This window comes from Acidimicrobiales bacterium (genome assembly GCA_036270875.1).
Classification (GTDB): domain Bacteria; phylum Actinomycetota; class Acidimicrobiia; order Acidimicrobiales; family AC-9; genus AC-9.
This window is the reverse complement of the sequence record DATBBR010000024.1, coordinates 1-16675: the sequence shown is the minus strand read 5'-3', so window position 1 is coordinate 16675 and position 16675 is coordinate 1. Positions and strand designations below refer to the sequence as shown.

General features: G+C 65.7%; 19 protein-coding genes and 1 pseudogene. 5 read left to right on the top strand and 15 right to left on the bottom strand.

The genetic code is table 11. The annotated features are described in order from the left end of the window. Positions 1–99: 99 nt before the first annotated feature. Positions 100–603: a nuclear transport factor 2 family protein gene (locus VH112_02255; GenBank protein ID HEX4539039.1), complete on the bottom strand. Its 504-nt coding sequence runs from the start codon at positions 601–603 to the stop codon at positions 100–102. Positions 604–667: 64 nt separating this feature from the next. Here VH112_02255 and VH112_02250 point away from each other — a divergent pair, with 64 nt between their 5' ends. Continuing rightward, positions 668–1594 carry a catalase family peroxidase gene (locus VH112_02250; protein HEX4539038.1) on the top strand — a complete coding sequence of 309 codons (927 nt, stop codon included), beginning with the start codon at positions 668–670 and terminating at the stop codon, positions 1592–1594. On the opposite strand, the gene VH112_02245 is transcribed toward VH112_02250, so the two are convergent. From VH112_02245 to VH112_02230, 4 genes are all read right to left on the bottom strand, one after another. Then, a complete protein-coding gene (locus tag VH112_02245) occupies positions 1591–2421 on the bottom strand; it encodes an SDR family oxidoreductase (GenBank protein ID HEX4539037.1) in 831 nt (276 codons plus the stop codon). The genes VH112_02250 and VH112_02245 overlap by 4 nt on opposite strands. Before the next feature lie 719 nt (positions 2422–3140). Then, entirely contained in the window at positions 3141–3626 is a 486-nt protein-coding gene (locus VH112_02240; protein ID HEX4539036.1) for a hypothetical protein, read from the bottom strand. 329 nt (positions 3627–3955) lie between these two features. Beyond that, positions 3956–4117, bottom strand: coding sequence for a hypothetical protein (locus VH112_02235; protein ID HEX4539035.1), 162 nt, complete (start codon positions 4115–4117; stop codon positions 3956–3958). Positions 4118–4962: 845 nt separating this feature from the next. Then, entirely contained in the window at positions 4963–5133 is a 171-nt protein-coding gene (locus VH112_02230; GenBank protein HEX4539034.1) for a hypothetical protein, read from the bottom strand. A 178-nt stretch (positions 5134–5311) separates the two neighbouring features. Between VH112_02230 and VH112_02225 the strand changes: the two genes are divergently transcribed. Together VH112_02225 and VH112_02220 are read left to right on the top strand one after the other, a co-directional pair. Then, a complete protein-coding gene (locus tag VH112_02225; protein HEX4539033.1) occupies positions 5312–5938 on the top strand; it encodes a DUF4389 domain-containing protein in 627 nt (208 codons plus the stop codon). A 191-nt stretch (positions 5939–6129) separates the two neighbouring features. After that, entirely contained in the window at positions 6130–6438 is a 309-nt protein-coding gene (locus VH112_02220) for a DUF3303 family protein (GenBank protein ID HEX4539032.1), read from the top strand. A gap of 109 nt (positions 6439–6547) precedes the next feature. Here the strand turns inward: VH112_02220 and VH112_02215 are convergent, their stop codons facing one another. The 3 genes and pseudogenes from VH112_02215 to VH112_02205 form a co-directional block, all read right to left on the bottom strand. Further along, positions 6548–6904, bottom strand: a complete 357-nt coding sequence (locus tag VH112_02215) for a hypothetical protein (GenBank protein HEX4539031.1) — start codon at positions 6902–6904, stop codon at positions 6548–6550. 147 nt (positions 6905–7051) lie between these two features. Further along, positions 7052–7273, bottom strand: a pseudogene (locus VH112_02210) (VOC family protein). Then, entirely contained in the window at positions 7201–7938 is a 738-nt protein-coding gene (locus VH112_02205) for an SDR family oxidoreductase (protein HEX4539030.1), read from the bottom strand. The pseudogene VH112_02210 and the gene VH112_02205 overlap by 73 nt, the downstream one beginning before the upstream one ends. On the opposite strand from VH112_02205, the gene VH112_02200 reads away from it, so the two are divergent. After that, on the top strand, positions 7917–8666 hold the full coding sequence (locus VH112_02200; GenBank protein HEX4539029.1) for a TetR/AcrR family transcriptional regulator: 750 nt from the start codon (positions 7917–7919) through the stop codon (positions 8664–8666). The two genes, VH112_02205 and VH112_02200, sit on opposite strands and share 22 nt — an antisense overlap. A 74-nt stretch (positions 8667–8740) precedes the next feature. Here VH112_02200 and VH112_02195 read toward each other — a convergent pair whose 3' ends face one another. Then, positions 8741–9175, bottom strand: a complete 435-nt coding sequence (locus tag VH112_02195; protein ID HEX4539028.1) for an SRPBCC family protein — start codon at positions 9173–9175, stop codon at positions 8741–8743. A gap of 78 nt (positions 9176–9253) precedes the next feature. Next, positions 9254–10756 (bottom strand): MFS transporter, encoded by a 1503-nt coding sequence (locus tag VH112_02190; protein ID HEX4539027.1) that lies wholly within the window; start codon positions 10754–10756, stop codon positions 9254–9256. A 58-nt stretch (positions 10757–10814) separates the two neighbouring features. Between VH112_02190 and VH112_02185 the strand changes: the two genes are divergently transcribed. Beyond that, the gene (locus tag VH112_02185) at positions 10815–11264 is read left to right on the top strand and encodes a MarR family winged helix-turn-helix transcriptional regulator (protein ID HEX4539026.1); all 450 of its coding nucleotides are present in this window, start codon (positions 10815–10817) and stop codon (positions 11262–11264) included. 72 nt (positions 11265–11336) lie between these two features. On the opposite strand, the gene VH112_02180 is transcribed toward VH112_02185, so the two are convergent. The 5 genes from VH112_02180 to VH112_02160 all read right to left on the bottom strand — a co-directional run bounded on the left by VH112_02180 (position 11337) and on the right by VH112_02160 (position 16532). Further along, positions 11337–12017: a DUF899 domain-containing protein gene (locus VH112_02180; protein ID HEX4539025.1), complete on the bottom strand. Its 681-nt coding sequence runs from the start codon at positions 12015–12017 to the stop codon at positions 11337–11339. Between the two features lie 93 nt (positions 12018–12110). Beyond that, the gene (locus tag VH112_02175; protein ID HEX4539024.1) at positions 12111–12827 is read right to left on the bottom strand and encodes an SDR family NAD(P)-dependent oxidoreductase; all 717 of its coding nucleotides are present in this window, start codon (positions 12825–12827) and stop codon (positions 12111–12113) included. A 292-nt stretch (positions 12828–13119) separates the two neighbouring features. Continuing rightward, positions 13120–14382, bottom strand: coding sequence for a sigma-70 family RNA polymerase sigma factor (locus VH112_02170; GenBank protein HEX4539023.1), 1263 nt, complete (start codon positions 14380–14382; stop codon positions 13120–13122). Beyond that, positions 14379–14765: a YciI family protein gene (locus VH112_02165; GenBank protein HEX4539022.1), complete on the bottom strand. Its 387-nt coding sequence runs from the start codon at positions 14763–14765 to the stop codon at positions 14379–14381. The genes VH112_02170 and VH112_02165 overlap by 4 nt, the downstream gene beginning before the upstream one ends. A 123-nt stretch (positions 14766–14888) precedes the next feature. Further along, on the bottom strand, positions 14889–16532 hold the full coding sequence (locus VH112_02160) for a PQQ-binding-like beta-propeller repeat protein (protein ID HEX4539021.1): 1644 nt from the start codon (positions 16530–16532) through the stop codon (positions 14889–14891). Positions 16533–16675: the final 143 nt, after the last annotated feature.

Genomic DNA, 16675 nt, shown 5'->3' with positions numbered 1-16675 from the left:
CCTACTATGGTTAGCACTGGAACCACCGAAGTCGCCCTCGATCGCGCAGGCACGTCTCGCTCGTCAGGCAGCTACCTCATGAGAGGGCAGCTGTCGGTGCTACTGCGGCAGCGCCCAGTTGCGATCAGGGTGCTCGGGGGGCAGGTTCATGGGTTCGCTGGGCACCCACCCGCTCGCCTCCAGGTCCTCCAAGACGTGAACCATGTTGTACGTGTCCTCCTCGTAACAGAACTTCCCGTCGCCGGCGTAGCGCAATCGTGAGTAGGCCGACTGCGTGTAGGGCGCGCCGTCCGCCCGGGCGCCAGGAATGATCTGGGTCCACTTCACGACGACGTCGTCTCCCTCGATAGCAGTGAACTCCACCGGAAACTTCCATTTCCCGAGGCCGACCATCGAGTGCTCCAGCCAGTGTGCGATGGCCTCCTTACCCTCGATGCGACCCCACGCAGCATCCACGTAGACGGCGTCGTCTGTGTAGAACTCGGCCAGGGCCCCGAAGCCTTTGGGCTCGAGGCCCTCATCGATGCGGCGGCGGAGCTCGTGGTAGCGGTCCACGACGGCCTGGACCTCGTGACGCGGATGGGTTTGGGGATTGGCGCTCATCGGGCGAGGGTAGCTCGAACTTCCGCCCTGAGCGCGATCCCACCGCGTGTCGTAGGCTCTCGCGATGCTCGATCGCGACATGTCTGAGCGCTTGGTGGATGGGCTCAACGCGACCTATGGGATCCATCCCGGGTGTCGGGCCGCTCACGCCAAAGGCGTCCTATGTGCAGCCATGTTCACGCCCCACCCCGAGGCCGCGTCGCTGAGCCGGGCTTCCCACCTTGCGGCTGGCGGGGTACGAGCGCACGTGCGATTCTCCAACGGGAGCGGCGATCCATCTGCCGCGGACGGGGTGCGCGATGCCCGCGGTATGGCGGTCAAGTTCTATCTGTCAGATGGGACAGCCGACATCGTCGCCTTGTCGTTGCCGGCCTTCTTCGCCCGTACGCCCGAAGACCTCCTCGCCTTCAACGAAGCCCGCCGTCCAGACCCGTCCACCGGGGAGCCAGATGTTGAGAAGGTGGGCGAATACCTCGCCGCGCATCCTGAGGCGGTGCCGGCTGTGACCGCCGCCATCACCCACGCCATCCCTGCTAGCTACGCCACCCTCGCCTATCACGGGCTACACGCATTCGGATTCATCGCCGCCGACGGCAAGGTCCGCTACGGGCGTTACCACCTCGTACCGAGTGCGGGTGAGGCATCCCTCGCCGAAAAGGAAGCTGCAACCCGTCCCTCCGAGTACCTTCGCGATGAGCTGGTCGATCGCTTCGCGCGTGGTCCAGCCGCCTTTGACGTCCAAGTCCAGTTGGCCGGTGAGGGCGACCCGCTCCACGACCCGACGGCAGCCTGGCCCGACGATCGCGAGGTCGCACTCCTAGGTCGGCTGGAGGTGACAGCGCTCGCCTACGACCGTGAGAACGACGGCGATGTGCTGGTGTTCGACCCAAGCCGGGTTCCCGACGGCATTCGCCTCACCGACGACCCGATACTGCTTGCCCGTCCAGGCGCGTATTCGGTCTCCGTCGCCCGCCGCACTGCTCCCGCCTAATGGCGATCGACCGCTGAGCTCTGCCTCGCCGGCTCCGAGCGACCGAGCACGAGGCTGGCTCGGTGACGCCTTGCCGTGCGTTCGGCGATCGGGATGGCCACACGCATCAAACGCGGGAACACGCCGAAGGCGCGCTGGACGCGGCCCATTACGGTCGGGAACACGAGCTCGACTGGCTTTGTCTTGATGGCATCGACGACGCTCTCCGCCAGCACGGAGGGATCGATAGCTCGTTCTGCGAAGCCAAGGAATGCAGACTCGTCCGCCAGCTCCTGTTCCAACATGGGTGTCTGGACGGCTGGCGGGTGCACGATGGTGAAGCTCACCGGTCCATCGCGCTCTTCAAGCGCGAGGCTGTGATGAAACACGCGCAGCGCGTGTTTGGTGGCACCATAGGTCGCATAGCCCGTGAGAGGCATGAATGCCGTCATGCTGCAGATGTTCAGGATCTGGCCGTGGCCTTGCGCCCTGAACCTCGGAATCACTGCCTTCATGCCAGTGACGGGACCGAAGAAGTTGACGTCCATCATTTCCCGGTGAGCGGCAAGATCAAGTTGTTGGGCGAATCCGGTGCGGACGATACCAGCATTGTTCACCAGCACATCAACACTCCCGAATGCATTCCACCCGGCGTCTAGTGCCGACTCCCATCCGGCGGCGTTTCGCACGTCCAGACTCACGGCAATGGCCGCCGATCCGAGCTCATCTGCCAGTGCCTTGGCTGCCGGCTCATTGATGTCGGCCAGCACCGCCCGGTAGCCGCGACCCACTGCCTCCCTGGCCACCGCGGCACCGATGCCGCTGGCTGCGCCCGTGATGAACAGCACTTCTCCGGTCATCCAACAGACCAGCAAACGTGCAATCTCATGCTTCCTCCCTCAAGCGTTCCCGGCAATCTAAGGCAGGTCGCACTCCGGCACCACCTCGTCGACCGCCTGCTGACGCGGTGGAGTGCGCACTGGCGAGCACCTCCCCACCCGAGCGTCCGAGACTCCAGCCGTTTCCACTACTCGCCCCACTCCCGGCGGGCGCGCCGTCACTCCAAGCACTCACCTTCGCCTTCCGCACCACGGCGCAAGGTCAGCGACGCCGGACAGTCAACGACGGAAGACGGCACGGGGACCCTGGGGCGCACTTATCGCTCATCCATGGGCCCCCGCCCGTCCTCCACGACCACGAGGGGGGAGCCGCCGTGGTCACCTTTCACGGTAAGCGGGTCGAGCTGCGATGAGAAGGGTACGAGGGGTCACCTGTTGGGGTGGAATCCCGAGCCGGTCCTTATCTCGCCAGCTAGGTGGTCGATGCCAACCATGGGCGGCCGATGATCGCGGGCGCGCCGGTTTCGCTCGTGGAACGAAGCCGGCGCCGGAACCGTCGGGGGGCCAAGTGCGGACCAGCCCACGCCCGCGGTGTCCTTTCGCGAGTGTGCGCCTCTGGGGGGCGCCTGTCGATCCCCCCGACTGCCTCGAGCTTTTTCCGCCGCGGGCCCGAACATGCGTTCGTGGCATCGCCGACAACCCCCTCCCCTCGCCCCCGAGGAGAGGGTCTAGAGGCCCCCGGTCGCATAGCGCCGTGCTCCAGCGTCGCCATCGAGATTACGCAGCGTCAGTTCGACCGTCGAGTCGAGCTCGTGCACCCGGCGAGGCAATCGGCGGAGCAACGCTCGACCGAGGACAGAGGCGAACGCCACCATTTCGTCATACGCCTCCAGAACAGGGTCATCCCAGCCCGGATAGAGCATGTAGCCGAGCTCAAGAGCAAAGGCGTTCGTCAGCTCGTCGGGAAGGTCGAGGAGAAATGGATCGAGCAGGATTCCATCACCGCTCAGCAACGGAATGGCGAGGCTAGGCACGCCGGCCTGCATCATGGGCATGGTGAAAACCAGGATCGGGCGGCCACTGCGATCACCCAGGTCATGGCTGAAGTCGGCGAGCTCACGGGGCAGACCTCGATCCAAGAGGTCGGACCAACTGTGCTCGCATAGCTCGCTCCATCCGAGCTCTGTGAGCGCGTGACCATCCAGCAGTGCCATCCGTCCGTCCCCAGACCTTTCGTTTCGCAGGTGCTGTCAAATGTCAGTACCCGCCAAATTCAAGTGCAAACACCCATTTTGGGAGTCTCGCTTGGTGCGGAGCTGGCCCGACCGGGTCGGGGTGCCCCGCTCGCCACGAGGCTCCCGTGAGGACTGACCCCGCCGACTCCCCACCTGGTCACCCTGGGAACTGGGATGAAATGTGCCGATTTTCTTCCGTGAAGTCACAGGACTGGCCCGTCCGCTTGCAGAAGGTTGAGGACGAGCCCTGACGAGGGTCGTGAACTCGTGGTGCCGGGTAGGGCGCCAATCACCGTGCGGAGCTCTCATCACTCCATGGCGGACATCACACAGGCGAAGTTCCCATCGTGAGTCACCCGACGGATCTCCTGGGTGACGACGACACACTGCTCCGTCGCCGACGACACGCGGCGCTTGCAGCTCAGGTGGTGGGCGACGCAGAGATGGTGCCGGGTTCGGTGCAGGAGCACGAGTCCTCCGTGCCGCCGGCGGCAGTACGGAGGGGTCTCCTTTTCTATTCGGCTGTCCTGACGGCTATCGGCTCGTGTGTCGCCTTCGGGGCCCTCCGGAGCCCGATCACCACCGCCGCCCTCACGAGCGGCGCCGCTGCATCGGATCTCACGGCTCCCTTGCCGCCTCCTCCGAGCCCGCCGACGACGGTCACACCTCCGACAACGGCCCCGCCTCCACCGCCTCCCCCTCCGACTTCTCCGCCCACCTGGGCGCCGCCGCGGGTCGTCCCAAAGCGCGCACCGATCCGCGCCAGCGCCGCCTCTAGTACTGCCAGCCTGGCCAGCATCTGGGCCTGCATACGGCAGAAGGAGTCCGGGGGCAACTATGCCGAGAACACCGGCAACGGGTACTACGGGGCCTACCAATTCGATCTCGGAACCTGGCAGAGCCTCGGTTATCCCGGCCGGCCGGATCAGGCGCCGCCCGCGGAACAGGATGCCGCGGCCCAGAAGCTCCATTCGGAGCGAGGCTTCGGACCGTGGGCCAATACCGCCCGCATGTGTGGAGCATAGGGCGAGCTGCCCGGCTCCGGGGGTGCCCCGCGATTGATCTGGCGCCCGGCCCTGGAGGCGCCTCGCCTCGTGCCGGCGCAGGCGCGAGCTCAGCGAGCTAGGCGCGGGAGTGTTCGGCGCAGCGGTCCTTGCCCTCGTTGTCGGTGGTCCATCCCCCACCCGCCGCCCACCTGCGGACAACCATTTCGGGAGGTTCGTCAGAGCTGCCTGACGTACCTGACCTTGGCATGGCGGCAACCACGCCGCAGGTGTCACACCTGATCCCGTTGAGGCCCTCGACGGTCAACGCCCTAGAGCCCCAGCCGTCGCAGGAGACGGGCGGTGGTCCGGTTGGTGCGCCGGTACACGTCTCGCCGTACCGTCCGCTTGGCGAGCGCCTCAGGGCCCTTCTCGGCCGCCTCGACATTCCCCAGGTCGCGCGCCGCTCGGTACAGCTGGGAGCGGAGACGGGATCGTGCCATGGCGGCAGTTTGCCGCTGGACCCTGACGGTTTGCTTACTAGATGCTGACTGGTTCCTGACGGTTTTCCTTGACAGGCCGTGGCGTGGGATCCCTAGCCTATTTCCGTCCTTGGCCTAGTCTCACCCTGCCAGATACTGGGATCGATAGCCCCGCCGGGACCCAGGAGGTATTGAGATCGTGCAGCCAGAGACTTCCAATCCCTACCCGGTCGACTTGTCAGTCGACTATGAAGACGCCCCGCGCAACCGCCTGACAGTGGGCTTTCGGGTCTTCACGGCCCTACCCGTCCTGGTCGTGCTCTCCTTGTTGGGCAGTGGACAGATCCACGTCGGCTACGGGTCGAGCTTTGGTGCGGGCGGCGTCATCTTCCTGCCCACGCTGCTAATGCTGCTGTTCCGGCGCAAGTATCCGGGTTGGTGGTTCGACTTCAACCTCAACATGGTCAGGTTCGGCAGCCGGGTCTTCGCCTATCTCCTGATACTGCGAGACGAGTACCCCTCAACCGACGAAGAGCAGGCTGTGCACATCGAGCTCCCTGACCCTCAAGGCGGCGGTGCGCTCAATCGATGGCTACCTCTGGTCAAGTGGTTCCTGGCCATCCCGCACTACATCGTGCTCTTCTTCCTGTACATCGCCGGCATCGTCCTCAGCCTGATCGGCTGGTTCGTGGTGCTCTTTACCGGCCGCTATCCCCGGTCCTTCCATGACTTCGTGGTCGGCCTCATGCGGTGGTCCATCCGGGTTCAGGCCTACACGACGGTACTTGTCACGGACAGATATCCGCCCTTCCAGCTCAGACCATGAGGCTCGCGCCCCCCGGGAGGTCGACCTCCTGAGAACGGCATCCTGGTCGGGATGTCTGCCCACCCACCACGCACCTGGACCCTCGCACCCACACCTCCACGTCGGCTTCACCGAGCGTGCACCGTCGCTGGGAGTTAGCGTGACGCGTGGCGTCGACGGGACGCCACGCAGCGAACAGGGGGTATGGGACCATGAAATACCTGGTGTCATGGATCACTCGGAGCGGCGCCTCAGCCGCAGATAACGAAGCGGCAGTGGCCCGCGTCCTCGAGGTCTACAGCAAGTGGACGCCCCCGTCTGACGAGACGTTTCACGAGTTCCTCGGCCGACTCGACGGCCGAGGCGGATACTCCATCGTAGAGACCGACAATCCCGAATCCCTGGGCGAGGGTCCGGCGAAGTTCGGTGCATACTTCGACTTTGAGATTGTCCCGGTGGCCGACATCGCCGACACAGTCCGCCTCCTTGCCGAAGGGATAGATTTCCGCAAGACCAAGTAGCTACGAGTACGCCGCTCGTCGCCGTGGTCCTTCCACCACGATGGTGTGCTACCGAGGTGTCGCTTCCTCGTCGGCTCGCCCAGGGCTAGCCCGATGGTTCGGGCCCGGTTCAGGTGGAGACGGCGTGCGATGGGGACGGATGCTTCGGCTCGTAGAGCCCAACTGTTCCTCCTCCGGGGAGCTGGATCTTGGTCACCGAACCCCACCGTGCTTCTTCGACTTCCGAACACCTGACGCCCTTGCTGCCGAGCGTCTGTATCTCCGCGCTGAGATCGTCGCACATGAGATAGAGCTCGTCCGAGCCGTCTACGTCGGTGGGATGGACAGCCAGCTCTCCTGGAGGCAGCCCGAAGATCAGCCAATCGTGGCCGGCATCAACGGACGGGAAACCGAGGATGTCCCGGAAGAAGGCCCGATCCGCCGCGGCATCCCGGCTGTACACAATCAGATGTGCACCGAAGATCATGAACCGGCTCCCATCACTCGATTGTCTCGGAGTCTCGCATGACATTATGTAGGAAGCGATGTGGGCCGCTGGCGGCGGCACCGGAGAGCTGATCGTCAGGCCGTGAGCACCTTTGGGTGGCACCACGGTCGGATGTGACGGTGGTGGCTATGGCGCGGTCGCCACCAGGTCGAACTCGTTGCCTTCGGGGTCCGCGAACGTTCTCCATCGAGTACCGCCCTGCTCGACGTCGTTCAACTTCACGGCACCAAGCTTGCCATGGTGCATCTCCGTGTCTCTGTGCAGCTCGCTGGGAGCTAGATGGCGGTGCGGCCGCCGTCGGCGGCGACGATGGCGCCGGTGACGTAGCTGGCTCGGGGTGAGGCGAGGAACGCGACGACCTCGGCGATCTCGTCGGGCTGGGCGGCCCGGTTGAGCGCGGTGGTGGCGCCAAGGCTGTCGAAGAGTTGGCGTCCTTCGGGCCGGGTGTAGATGGGACCTGGGGCAACGGCGTTAACCCGCACGCCCCTGGGGCTGTACTCGGCCGTCCAGCCCTGGGTCAGCGATGCAAGAGCCGCCTTGGTTGCTCCGTAGGCGGCGCCTCCGGGCAATCCGATGCGCCCAGCCATGCTGCTGATGTTGATGATGCTGCCAGTGCCTTTGGCCGCCATGGCCGGGGCGAACGCGCCGACGAGAAGGTACGGCGCTCGGACGTTGCTGGCGAACATGGCGTCGAAGTCGTCGACGGTGGTCTCCTCGGTCGGTCCGTAAACGGCGTGCCCGGCGTTGTTCACCAGGACGTCGACCTCGCCAGCCTCTTTGGCAAGGCGCTGGATGTCCGCGGGGTCACTGAGATCGGCGGCGATGAATGAGGCTCGACCTCCCGCTGCTTCGATCTGTTCAACAACGGCGGCGCCTCGAGTGTCGTCCCGTCCGACAACGATGACGCTCATGCCGTCGCGAGCGAGCTGCACGGCGACTTCCCTGCCCAGGCCGGAGGTCGCCCCCGTAACGAGAGCGGTAAGGGACTGTCTTGAGACGGCGGGATCTGACATGGGGCTCCCTTTGGGATATTGAACAGGACGGTCTGTTTACCGCCTACTATACAGACCGTTCTGGTAAAGTCAATCTCATGGCCACAGAATCAGTCGTCGAGCGGGCCTCGGCTCGCGAGCGGCTGCTGGTCGCTGCCAGCGAGCTTTTTTATGAGGAGGGTGTGCACACGGTCGGCGTCGATCGGATCGTCGAGCGCGCGGGCGTGGCGAAGGCGACGCTCTATTCCTTGTTCGGGAACAAGGATGGATTGGTTCGGGCCTACCTGGTGGCGCGCCACGACCGCACCCGCGAGCGCATGATGCAAGAGCTCGCCGCTCGCTTCGAGACCCCACGTGATCGTCTGCTCGGGATCTTCGAAGTCCAAGGCCTATCGTTCATCGAACCGGGCTTCCGTGGCTGCGCCTTCGTCAGTGCGAACGCGGAGTCATCGCCAGGAAGCAGCGTCGAGGAAGTCACGGAGGACTATCGCAATTGGGTTCGCTCGCTGTTCTTTGACAGTGCCAAGGAGGCGGGGGCGACCGACCCCGAGCACCTCGCCCGACAACTTGTCCTGCTCTACGACGGCGCCGGGATCTCCGCCTGGATGGACCACGACGCGAACGTTGCCGAAGCTGCACAGACCGTCGCCGCCGCCCTGATCGACTCCGCTGTTCCCGATGACGCGAGGCCGGTCGGGCGCAAGTCGCCGCTTCGCTCTCGACGGCCAGCGGATCGACACGCGAAGTAGTGATCAGGGTCTGCATCGTTCCGAACGACGACGGCGACGTTTCACTGCACCCCGCCCTCCCCCAATGCGCGTTGCTATCCCTCGAGATACTCTGCGAGCTTCACCAAGGAGGAGACCATGCCTTCGGAGTGATCGTCCGCTGAGATGCCATCGGGGACATTGTCAGCAATGATGTCGACGCGCGTTTCTCCATCGACTGCCATGACCTCCCACGTCATGGTCATCGTGCCGGCGTAGGCGGGATCGTCGGAAACGAAGTCCACCGCTTGCACCACACGCACGCCGGGGACGAGGTCGATGTATTTTGCCTCGACGATATCGGTGTCCCCAGTGGCCTTGCCCTGTGAGACAGAGGCGTCGGCGTAGGTCAACACCATTCGATAGGACCCGCCGGGACGCGGATCAAATCGTTCGAAGGCCCCCGTCATTCCTCCTGGCGGAAGCCATGCTGTCAGGGCGTCGGGATCGACAAAGGCCGCATAGACCCGCTCACACGAGGCGGCGATCATCCGAGAAGCTGTGTCTGTGCGAGGCATCCCATGATGATACGGGCGCGAAGATCCCGCAGCGGCGGGACCGTGGCTACCTTAAACCACCAGGTGCTCGTTGGCTTTCGGACTCTGCATGTTCTCTGCGATGCGAGCCTGCTCCTCTTCGGATGGCTCGGTTGTCCGCAACAGGACCGGAGCCAAGACCAGGCCCGCCAGAACGCACCCAGCGGCAATGTAGAGCGCCAAGTGGTAGCCGGACGTCAACGAGCCCACGAGGGGATGGCCGCCAGCGACCAATGACCGGGTCCGGCTGGTGGCGATCGTGCTCAGCACGGCTAGGCCGACGGCGCCGGCCAGCTGCTGGGAGACGTTGACGACGCCCGAGCCCAACCCGGCATCGGCGTTGGGGATCTCCGACATTGCGATCTGCAGCAAGGGCATGAACGACGCGCCGGCGCCCACGCCCAACAAGAGGAAGGGGAAGAAGATCTGGGGGAAGTAGCTCGCGTGCTCACCGGCCAGGGCGAGCAGGATCAGGCCGGCAGCAGTAAGGACCAGGGCCGGGTACATCACCGGTTTGGGGCCAAAGCGGTTGATCAGTCGGGCTGTGATGCCGGCCGACATGGCCGCCATGACGACTACCTGGGGGACGAAAGCCAAACCTGTACGGATAGGGCTGTAGCCCAGCACGTGCTCGAGGTAGAGCGCGCCGATGAAGAAGGTCGAGAACATGCCGGTGATGATGCAGCCGCGAATCACGCTCGAACCGGTCAGGGTGCGCAGCCTCAGGATGCGCAGCGGCATGATCGGGTTGGCGAGCCGCGACTCCAAAACGATGAAGCCGGCGAACAGCCCTACGGCGATGCCGAGCGAGGCCAGCGTGTGCGGCGACGCCCAGCCGTCGCTCGATGCCGTGACGATCCCGTAGATGCCGATCATCAGGGACAGGGTCACCAGCACCGAACCGACGACATCGACCCCCTGTCTGATGCCAAGGCCGACGTTCTCCACCACGAGAATGCGGCCGAGGATCAGGGTGGCGATGCCAATAGGCACATTCACGAGGAAGATCCAGTGCCAGCTCAATGCCTGGGTCAGCACGCCGCCGGCCAGCAGGCCGACGGAGCCGCCACCCACAGCGACGAAGACGTAGGCGCTCATGGCCTTGGCCCGCTCGACCGGGCTGGGGAACTCCGTCACGATGATGGCGACGATTACCGAGGCGGACAATGCCCCACCGATGCCCTGGACGAAGCGCGCCGTCACCAGCATGGCCTGGCTATCGGCCGATCCGCAGGCGATGGACGCGAGGGTGAACAGCGTCACCCCGACCAGGAACACCTTCTTGCGGCCGATGAGATCGCCCAGGCGACCGGCCATGAGGAGGAAGCTGCCGAAGGAGATGAGGTAGGCGTCCACCACCCAAGTCAGGCCCGACTGGCTGAAGTGGAGGCTGCGCTGGACCGCCGGGAGCGCCACATTGACGATGGAGGCATCGAGCGCATTCATGAGCATGGCCAGGCAGACGACAACCAGGGCTATCCAGCGCCGGCGGTCGCCGATGGGCCGGGGAATGGTCACCGTGGTGGGGATAGTCATGATTTCGGGACTATCCTAGCGAGGTGATCGACCCGGTCCGGCGGTTAGGATCTGGGTCGTGAACGCTCGGTCAACCGCTTCGCCCACCACTGGGACGATCGTGCTCCTCACCCGACTTGCGCGGGCTGTCTACCTGCGCAGCTCGATGGAGCTGGTCGGCATGAACCTCAAGAACATGGTGGTCCTCGCATATTTGCGCGACCACCCGGGGGTGTCGCAGCAGGGCATGACCGAGGACCTCTCCATGGACTCCAACACAGGCGTGCTTGTGCTCAACGACCTCGAGGACCTGGAGTTCGTGGAGCGCCGGCGGGATCCGGCCGACCGCCGGCGCCACATCGTCGACATCACGGACGCCGGGCTGGAAGCCTTGGAGCGGGCGGAGGTGGCCCAGGGGAGCATCGAGAACGAGATCCTCGGTGGGCTCAGCGAATCAGAGCGGGCGACGTTTCGCGCCTTGCTGGTGAAGGCACTGGACGACCACCTGCCTCGAGCAGGGGAGGACTGAAAAAGACAGACGGCGTTTGTCTGTCTCCCAGTATCTCGAAAAAAGCCCTGTCGACCCGTCGCGGTCGCTCCCCTACTGGGACGGCGCGGCGTCGCCGTATTCGTCGTGCCAGCGCCACCACGCGTACGGTGGGCTTTGGGGGTAGCCCTCGGGCGACTCCTCCCACTCCTCCTGGCGTCCGAGCGCGGTCAGGTCGAGGTAGCTCCAGGTACTCCCCATTGCTTCGTCGCCGCGGTTGTTGACGAAGTAGGTGCGAAACACACCGTCGCCGTCGCGGATGAACGCGTTCGTGCCGTGCCATTCGTCCACGCCGAAGTCGGTGGCGAAGCGATCGGTCATGGTGTACCAGGGCATCGTCCATCCCATCCGCGCCTTCACGCGCTCGATGTCTTGCTGCGGCGAGGGCGAGGCGAAGGCCAGCGTGGTGTCGCGGGCGTTCAGATGGGCGACGTGGGCGACCTGGTCGGCTACCAGTGAGCAGCCGACGCAGGCATGGTCGGGCCAGCCGTACACGCCGGGTTCGAAGAAGGCGCGGTAGACGATCAGCTGGCGGCGGCCCTCGAACAGGTCGAGGAGGCTTGCTCTTCCTCTGGGGCCGTCGAACTCGTACTTCTTCTCAATAGCAACCCACGGCATGCGGCGACGCTCAGCGGCCAACGCGTCGCGGGCGCGAGTCAGTTCCTTCTCCTTCACGAGAAGTTGCTGGCGCGCAGCCTCCCACTCCCCTGGTGACACGATCGGGCGGGTTTTCATGACGAGTTCCCCACCGTCGGGTTCGGGTGGTCGATCATTGGTTCTCCTTCTTGTGATTACAACAGCCTGACGTGGTCCGTCCGGTGCCCATGACTACGCTGCCTCCACGGCCGCCGCATTCTGGCGCTCGAGCGCCTTCGCCGCACCGCTGCGCCAGCTCTCAGCCATGGTCTCCGACATGGGATCGGGGAAGATGTCATCCTCCTGGTTCTCGACTCCGTCGAAGATAGCTTGGGCGACGGACTCCGGAGAGGCCTTTGGTATGTCGAAGCCTCGGGTCATATCCGTGTCCGTGGGGCCGGTCAGGACTGCATGAACCCTCACCCCCCGTCCGGCCAACAGGGCGCGCAGCGATTGCGTCAGGTTGAACGCGGCCGCCTTTGAGATCGCGTAGGCCGGAGTGAGCGGCAACGGAGCCAAGGCCATCGTCGACACATTGTTGACGATGGCTCCCCGAGAACGAATCAGCAACGGCAGAAAAGCCTGGGTCACCCCGTATGTGCCGAAAAAGTTCACGGCGAGGTGTCGTTCGAGCACGGAACGGTCGCTCAGGTCATCATAGAGTGCCACACCGGCGTTGTTGACGAGGACATCGAGCGACTCGACTTCCTCCACAGCTCGCTCGATCTGCGGCGCGCTGGTCACGTCCAGGGTCAAGGGCATGATGCGCCCATCCGAGTGGTCCAAGGGCTCGCGCGTACCGGCATACACGCGCCTGGCGTCTCGCCTCAATGCTTCCTCGACCAGCGCTCGACCGATGCCTCGATTGGCCCCGGTCACCAGAACTGCTTTGTCCGCGATTGTCGCCATGATGACGATCTCCTCCTGTTCGCCGGTTCGGGCCGGCACTACCTATGAGACGAACGGCAAGAGGCTGAATGGACCGCTCCGCGGGAAAACGCCGACATGTCGGCAACCCTTCGGCCGACAATGGGAAGGGTGCGCTCCCTGGTCCAGATGGTCTTGCGACCCCCACATCCACACCGGCAGGAACACTGTGACCCTGCCTGTGGGTGGGTGACCAGTGCTGCCGTCGGGAGCTGGCGCCTGTCGAGGTCGTTGAGCACCCCGTCGCTCCAGGATCGGTGCGTCGACCGTGCTGCTACGAGCCTCCCGAGGAATACGCGCCCAACCGGCGGGCGAGGAGGCGCTGCTCTGGCCCCGATGGGGCGAGGTCGGCCGCGCGTTGAAGCTCCTCACGCGCTTTCTGGATGCGGTCGAGTCGACGAAGGGCGTCAGCTCGGGCTGCGTGCCAAAGATGCGATCTAGACAGGCTGGCTATGGCATCGAGGGCGGCCAGCCCTGCCAGCGGGCCGTCCCGCTCGCACACGGCCACGGCCCGGTTGAGCGCCACAGCCGGATTTGCCGTGGTCCTCGAGAGGAGGTCGTAGAGGCCTACAATGCGGTCCCAGTCCGTGTCGGCCCACCTGTGTGCTGTGGAGTGGCAGGCCGCCAAGTGCGCCTGCAACTGGTAGGGCCCAGCGACCCCTCCTGACCAGCGGACCGCATCCGCCAGCCTCTGCGACCCCTCCGCGATGGCCGCCCTGTCCCAGAGCGAGCGGTCCTGGTCGGCAAGGAGCACCGGGTCGCCGACCGCGTCCACCCGAGCCGGGCGGCGGGCGCCGGTGAGGAGCAGCAACGCCAGCAGAGAGAGCACCTCGGCTTCGTCGGGCATGAGCTCGACCAGCAACCGGGCCAACCGCAAGGCCTCGACCTCGAGGTCGACCCGCACGACGTCGTCGCCCCCACTCGGGGCGTGGGCCTCGGTGGCGATGAGGTAGACCACTGCGAGTACGGCGGGCAGTCGCTCGGGAAGCTCGGAGTCGGAGGGAACGCGGTAGGGAATCCGGGCGGTTGCGATCTTCTGCTTGGCGCGGGTGATGCGCTTGGCCAGGGTGGCCTCGGGCACCAGGAACACCCGTGCGATCGCGGTCACCTCGAGGCCGGCGAGGGTGCGCAGGGCCAGTGCCACCTGCGCCTCGCGACCAAGTGCCGGGTGACAGCAGGTGAACACCAGGCGCAGCAGATCATCCCGAACCACGCTCTCGGGCTCGAGCACCTCGATCGCCTCCTCCGCAGGGTCCATCGGCCCCGGTCTCCAGGTTGACTCGGCGGCCGTCTCCCTGTCCGGCCGGCCAGACTCCCGGCGCAGGGCGTCGAGAGCCTTGTGGCGAGCCGTGACGGTCAACCACGCCCGGGGGTTTTCCGGCACTCCTGTACGCCGCCAAGTCCGCAGGGCTGCGACCGTGGCCTCTTGCACCGCGTCCTCGGCCGTCTGCAGGTCGCCCAAGGTGCGGATCAGGGTCGCCAGCACCCGACTGCCCTCAGCCCGGATCGTCTCGGCCAGGAGTTCCTCGGGGATCACCCTGGGGGTGCGCTGCCCGGGACCGGCGCCACCGGGCGCACCTCGACCTTGCCCCGCCAGGCAGCGGGGAGTTGCGCGGCCCAGCGGATGGCCTCGTCGAGATCTGCCGCCTCCAGCAACACGAAGCCCCCGAGCACCTCTTTGGCCTCGGCGTACGGCCCGTCGGTCAACATCACGTCGCCATCTTTACCCCCGGCCACGGTGATCGTTGTGGCCATCGACGGGGGTTCCAAGGCCCGCCCGTACGGCCATGGCCCCTGCAGAATCCCAGCCGCCTCACCAGCCTCGATGGCCTTGCCGTAGGCGGGGGTGAACTCGGCCTCGTCGGGGTCGCTCCAGTACCGTTCCGCATCGAAATACAGCAGCGCTGCATAGCCAGCCATGATCGTCCTTTCCGGGCAGGCGGTGTCTGCCGCTCCATACACACGACGATCGCGCAGACACAGAAAGGACACTTGTATATGCCCAAGGGACGGCGTAGTGGTGCGGTTGTGGTCAATCGTGCGTCACGGCGCAGCCGGGCCGGCTATGCCGAATGACCACACGCCGAAAGCCTGAGGTGGCACAGGCAGCGGACCAGCTGAGCCGAAGGAGGTTCCGGTGCCCAGGAAAGCATCAGGTCCGACGATGGAAGTGCCTCCGGAGGCCGCCGCCGCTATGGGCGCACCCCACAGGGGCTTCCCGGTGTTGGCGTCGTAGGCGGCCACGTCGAAGGCCGTCGTGGACGGGGCGAAGACCACTCCGCCGGAATAGGAGGTCGGTGCATAGCTGGGCGCCGAAAGGGCGTCCTGCCAGATGACCGCACCCGTGGCCAGATCCACGGCGTGGAGGGACACCGCCCGACGGGGATCGTTGGCCAGGCTCGTGTCGGCGGTGGCGCCCGGCGGGGTGGCCCCCAGGTCAACGCCGGGGCCGGCAAAGGGCAGGGGTATGGCTGAGGTCATGAATGCTGCGGGCCGGCCGGCGGCCTGTCCGACGGACAGCCCGCCGATTGTGCCCCCAACGGCGCCTACGAGCTGTGGGCTGAGCTGGCCCGCCTGGGAAGGCTCGTCCTTCCAGACCAATCTCCCGCTCCGTTCGTCCACGGCGTACGCGTAGCCGGACTTGCTGGCCTCGATCACCAGCGGGGCGTGCTTGCCGCCGGGCAGGGCCACGTTGTGGACGATGGCGGCGGAGGACCCGAAGTCATCGTCGCCAGTTGCAGAGTCGCTGGGCTGGCCCGTGTCGTATTGGTTGGGAGGCTCGAAGAACGACCACACCCGCTGCCCCGTCTTGGCGTTGACGGCAAAGATTCCAGAGTTGGTCGCAAAGTCATGGGCGGCGATGGCCCCTGTTTGGTCTGCGCAGTTGCCCGTGCCGAACACCACCAGTCCCGCCTGGGTGTCAAGGGCGGGAGAGGACCACACGTCTCCGCAAGCGTTGCCTTGATGATCGTCTCCAAGGCTGTGGACCACGGTGTCGCGCTCGGGCTCGTACTTCCACAAGAGCGCGCCGGTGTAAGCGTTGAACGCCTGTATCCCGGTCACCTGGATGCCAGGAGAGCCGTTGTCATCACTCCCGACGATCACCTCCGGTGGCGACGTGCTCAGATTCACCACGGGCGAGGACTCGATCTCGATGGCACTTGTCGGCTGAGCCGGATCCACGTCGGTGCCCCACACCTTCTTCCCCGTGACAGAGTCGAGCGCATAGAGGGTTCCTCCTCCGCCCACGAAGGCAAGGGGATGGGGGCTTCCTGGCAGGCTGGCCACCTCCGGGGAGGAGGGGAACTCCCCAAACGCCGCCTTGTGCTGGTCGGTGCTGGTGAAGGACCATTTCACCAAGCCGTTGGCGGCCGTGATGGCCCGGAAGCTGCCCGACGAGTCGCCCACGTACACAGTTCCCCCGACTACGGCGGGCTCGGCGGTGACGGCGCCCTGGGTGGGCAGGAACCACCGTGGGGCAAGCCCGGACGCGTTGCCGGCAGTGATGTTGTCGGCGCCCGGACACATGGCGGCCGCTGCGCTGTGGAGCTCGTCGTGGCCGAACTGGGGCCAGGACGCACTGCATGCAGAGGGCGGCGCCGCGTGGGCCGGAGTCATGCCCGCCACAGCGACGACCGGAGCAAGGGGTACAAGTACCAGGAGCGGTAGTCGGAGCGTCGCCTTCATCGGCTCAGCAGTGCGTCGGCGAGACGATCACCTGGCCGGCGCTGTTGGTCACCGGCGAGGACGGGGCCTTGGCCGCACCACCCCCGGCGGCCACCCCGCAGGTCCCGGCGTAGGCGGAGGGAAGCGGGTAGGCCTGGGGCGGC

Excerpts from the sequence above, each read along its gene's own strand:
- VH112_02180 (HEX4539025.1), bottom strand. The coding sequence starts at position 12,017 with ATGAAAACCCGCCCGATCGTGTCACCAGGGGAGTGGGAGGCTGCGCGC.
- VH112_02205 (HEX4539030.1), bottom strand. The coding sequence starts at position 7,938 with ATGTCAGATCCCGCCGTCTCAAGACAGTCCCTTACCGCTCTCGTTACG.
- VH112_02240 (HEX4539036.1), bottom strand. The coding sequence starts at position 3,626 with ATGGCACTGCTGGATGGTCACGCGCTCACAGAGCTCGGATGGAGCGAG.
- VH112_02220 (HEX4539032.1), top strand. The coding sequence starts at position 6,130 with ATGAAATACCTGGTGTCATGGATCACTCGGAGCGGCGCCTCAGCCGCA.
- VH112_02165 (HEX4539022.1), bottom strand. The coding sequence starts at position 14,765 with ATGGCTGGCTATGCAGCGCTGCTGTATTTCGATGCGGAACGGTACTGG.
- VH112_02230 (HEX4539034.1), bottom strand. The coding sequence starts at position 5,133 with ATGGCACGATCCCGTCTCCGCTCCCAGCTGTACCGAGCGGCGCGCGAC.
- VH112_02215 (HEX4539031.1), bottom strand. The coding sequence starts at position 6,904 with ATGATCTTCGGTGCACATCTGATTGTGTACAGCCGGGATGCCGCGGCG.
- VH112_02195 (HEX4539028.1), bottom strand. The coding sequence starts at position 9,175 with ATGATCGCCGCCTCGTGTGAGCGGGTCTATGCGGCCTTTGTCGATCCC.
- VH112_02160 (HEX4539021.1), bottom strand. The coding sequence starts at position 16,532 with ATGAAGGCGACGCTCCGACTACCGCTCCTGGTACTTGTACCCCTTGCT.
- VH112_02190 (HEX4539027.1), bottom strand. The coding sequence starts at position 10,756 with ATGACTATCCCCACCACGGTGACCATTCCCCGGCCCATCGGCGACCGC.
- VH112_02250 (HEX4539038.1), top strand. The coding sequence starts at position 668 with ATGCTCGATCGCGACATGTCTGAGCGCTTGGTGGATGGGCTCAACGCG.
- VH112_02255 (HEX4539039.1), bottom strand. The coding sequence starts at position 603 with ATGAGCGCCAATCCCCAAACCCATCCGCGTCACGAGGTCCAGGCCGTC.
- VH112_02175 (HEX4539024.1), bottom strand. The coding sequence starts at position 12,827 with ATGGCGACAATCGCGGACAAAGCAGTTCTGGTGACCGGGGCCAATCGA.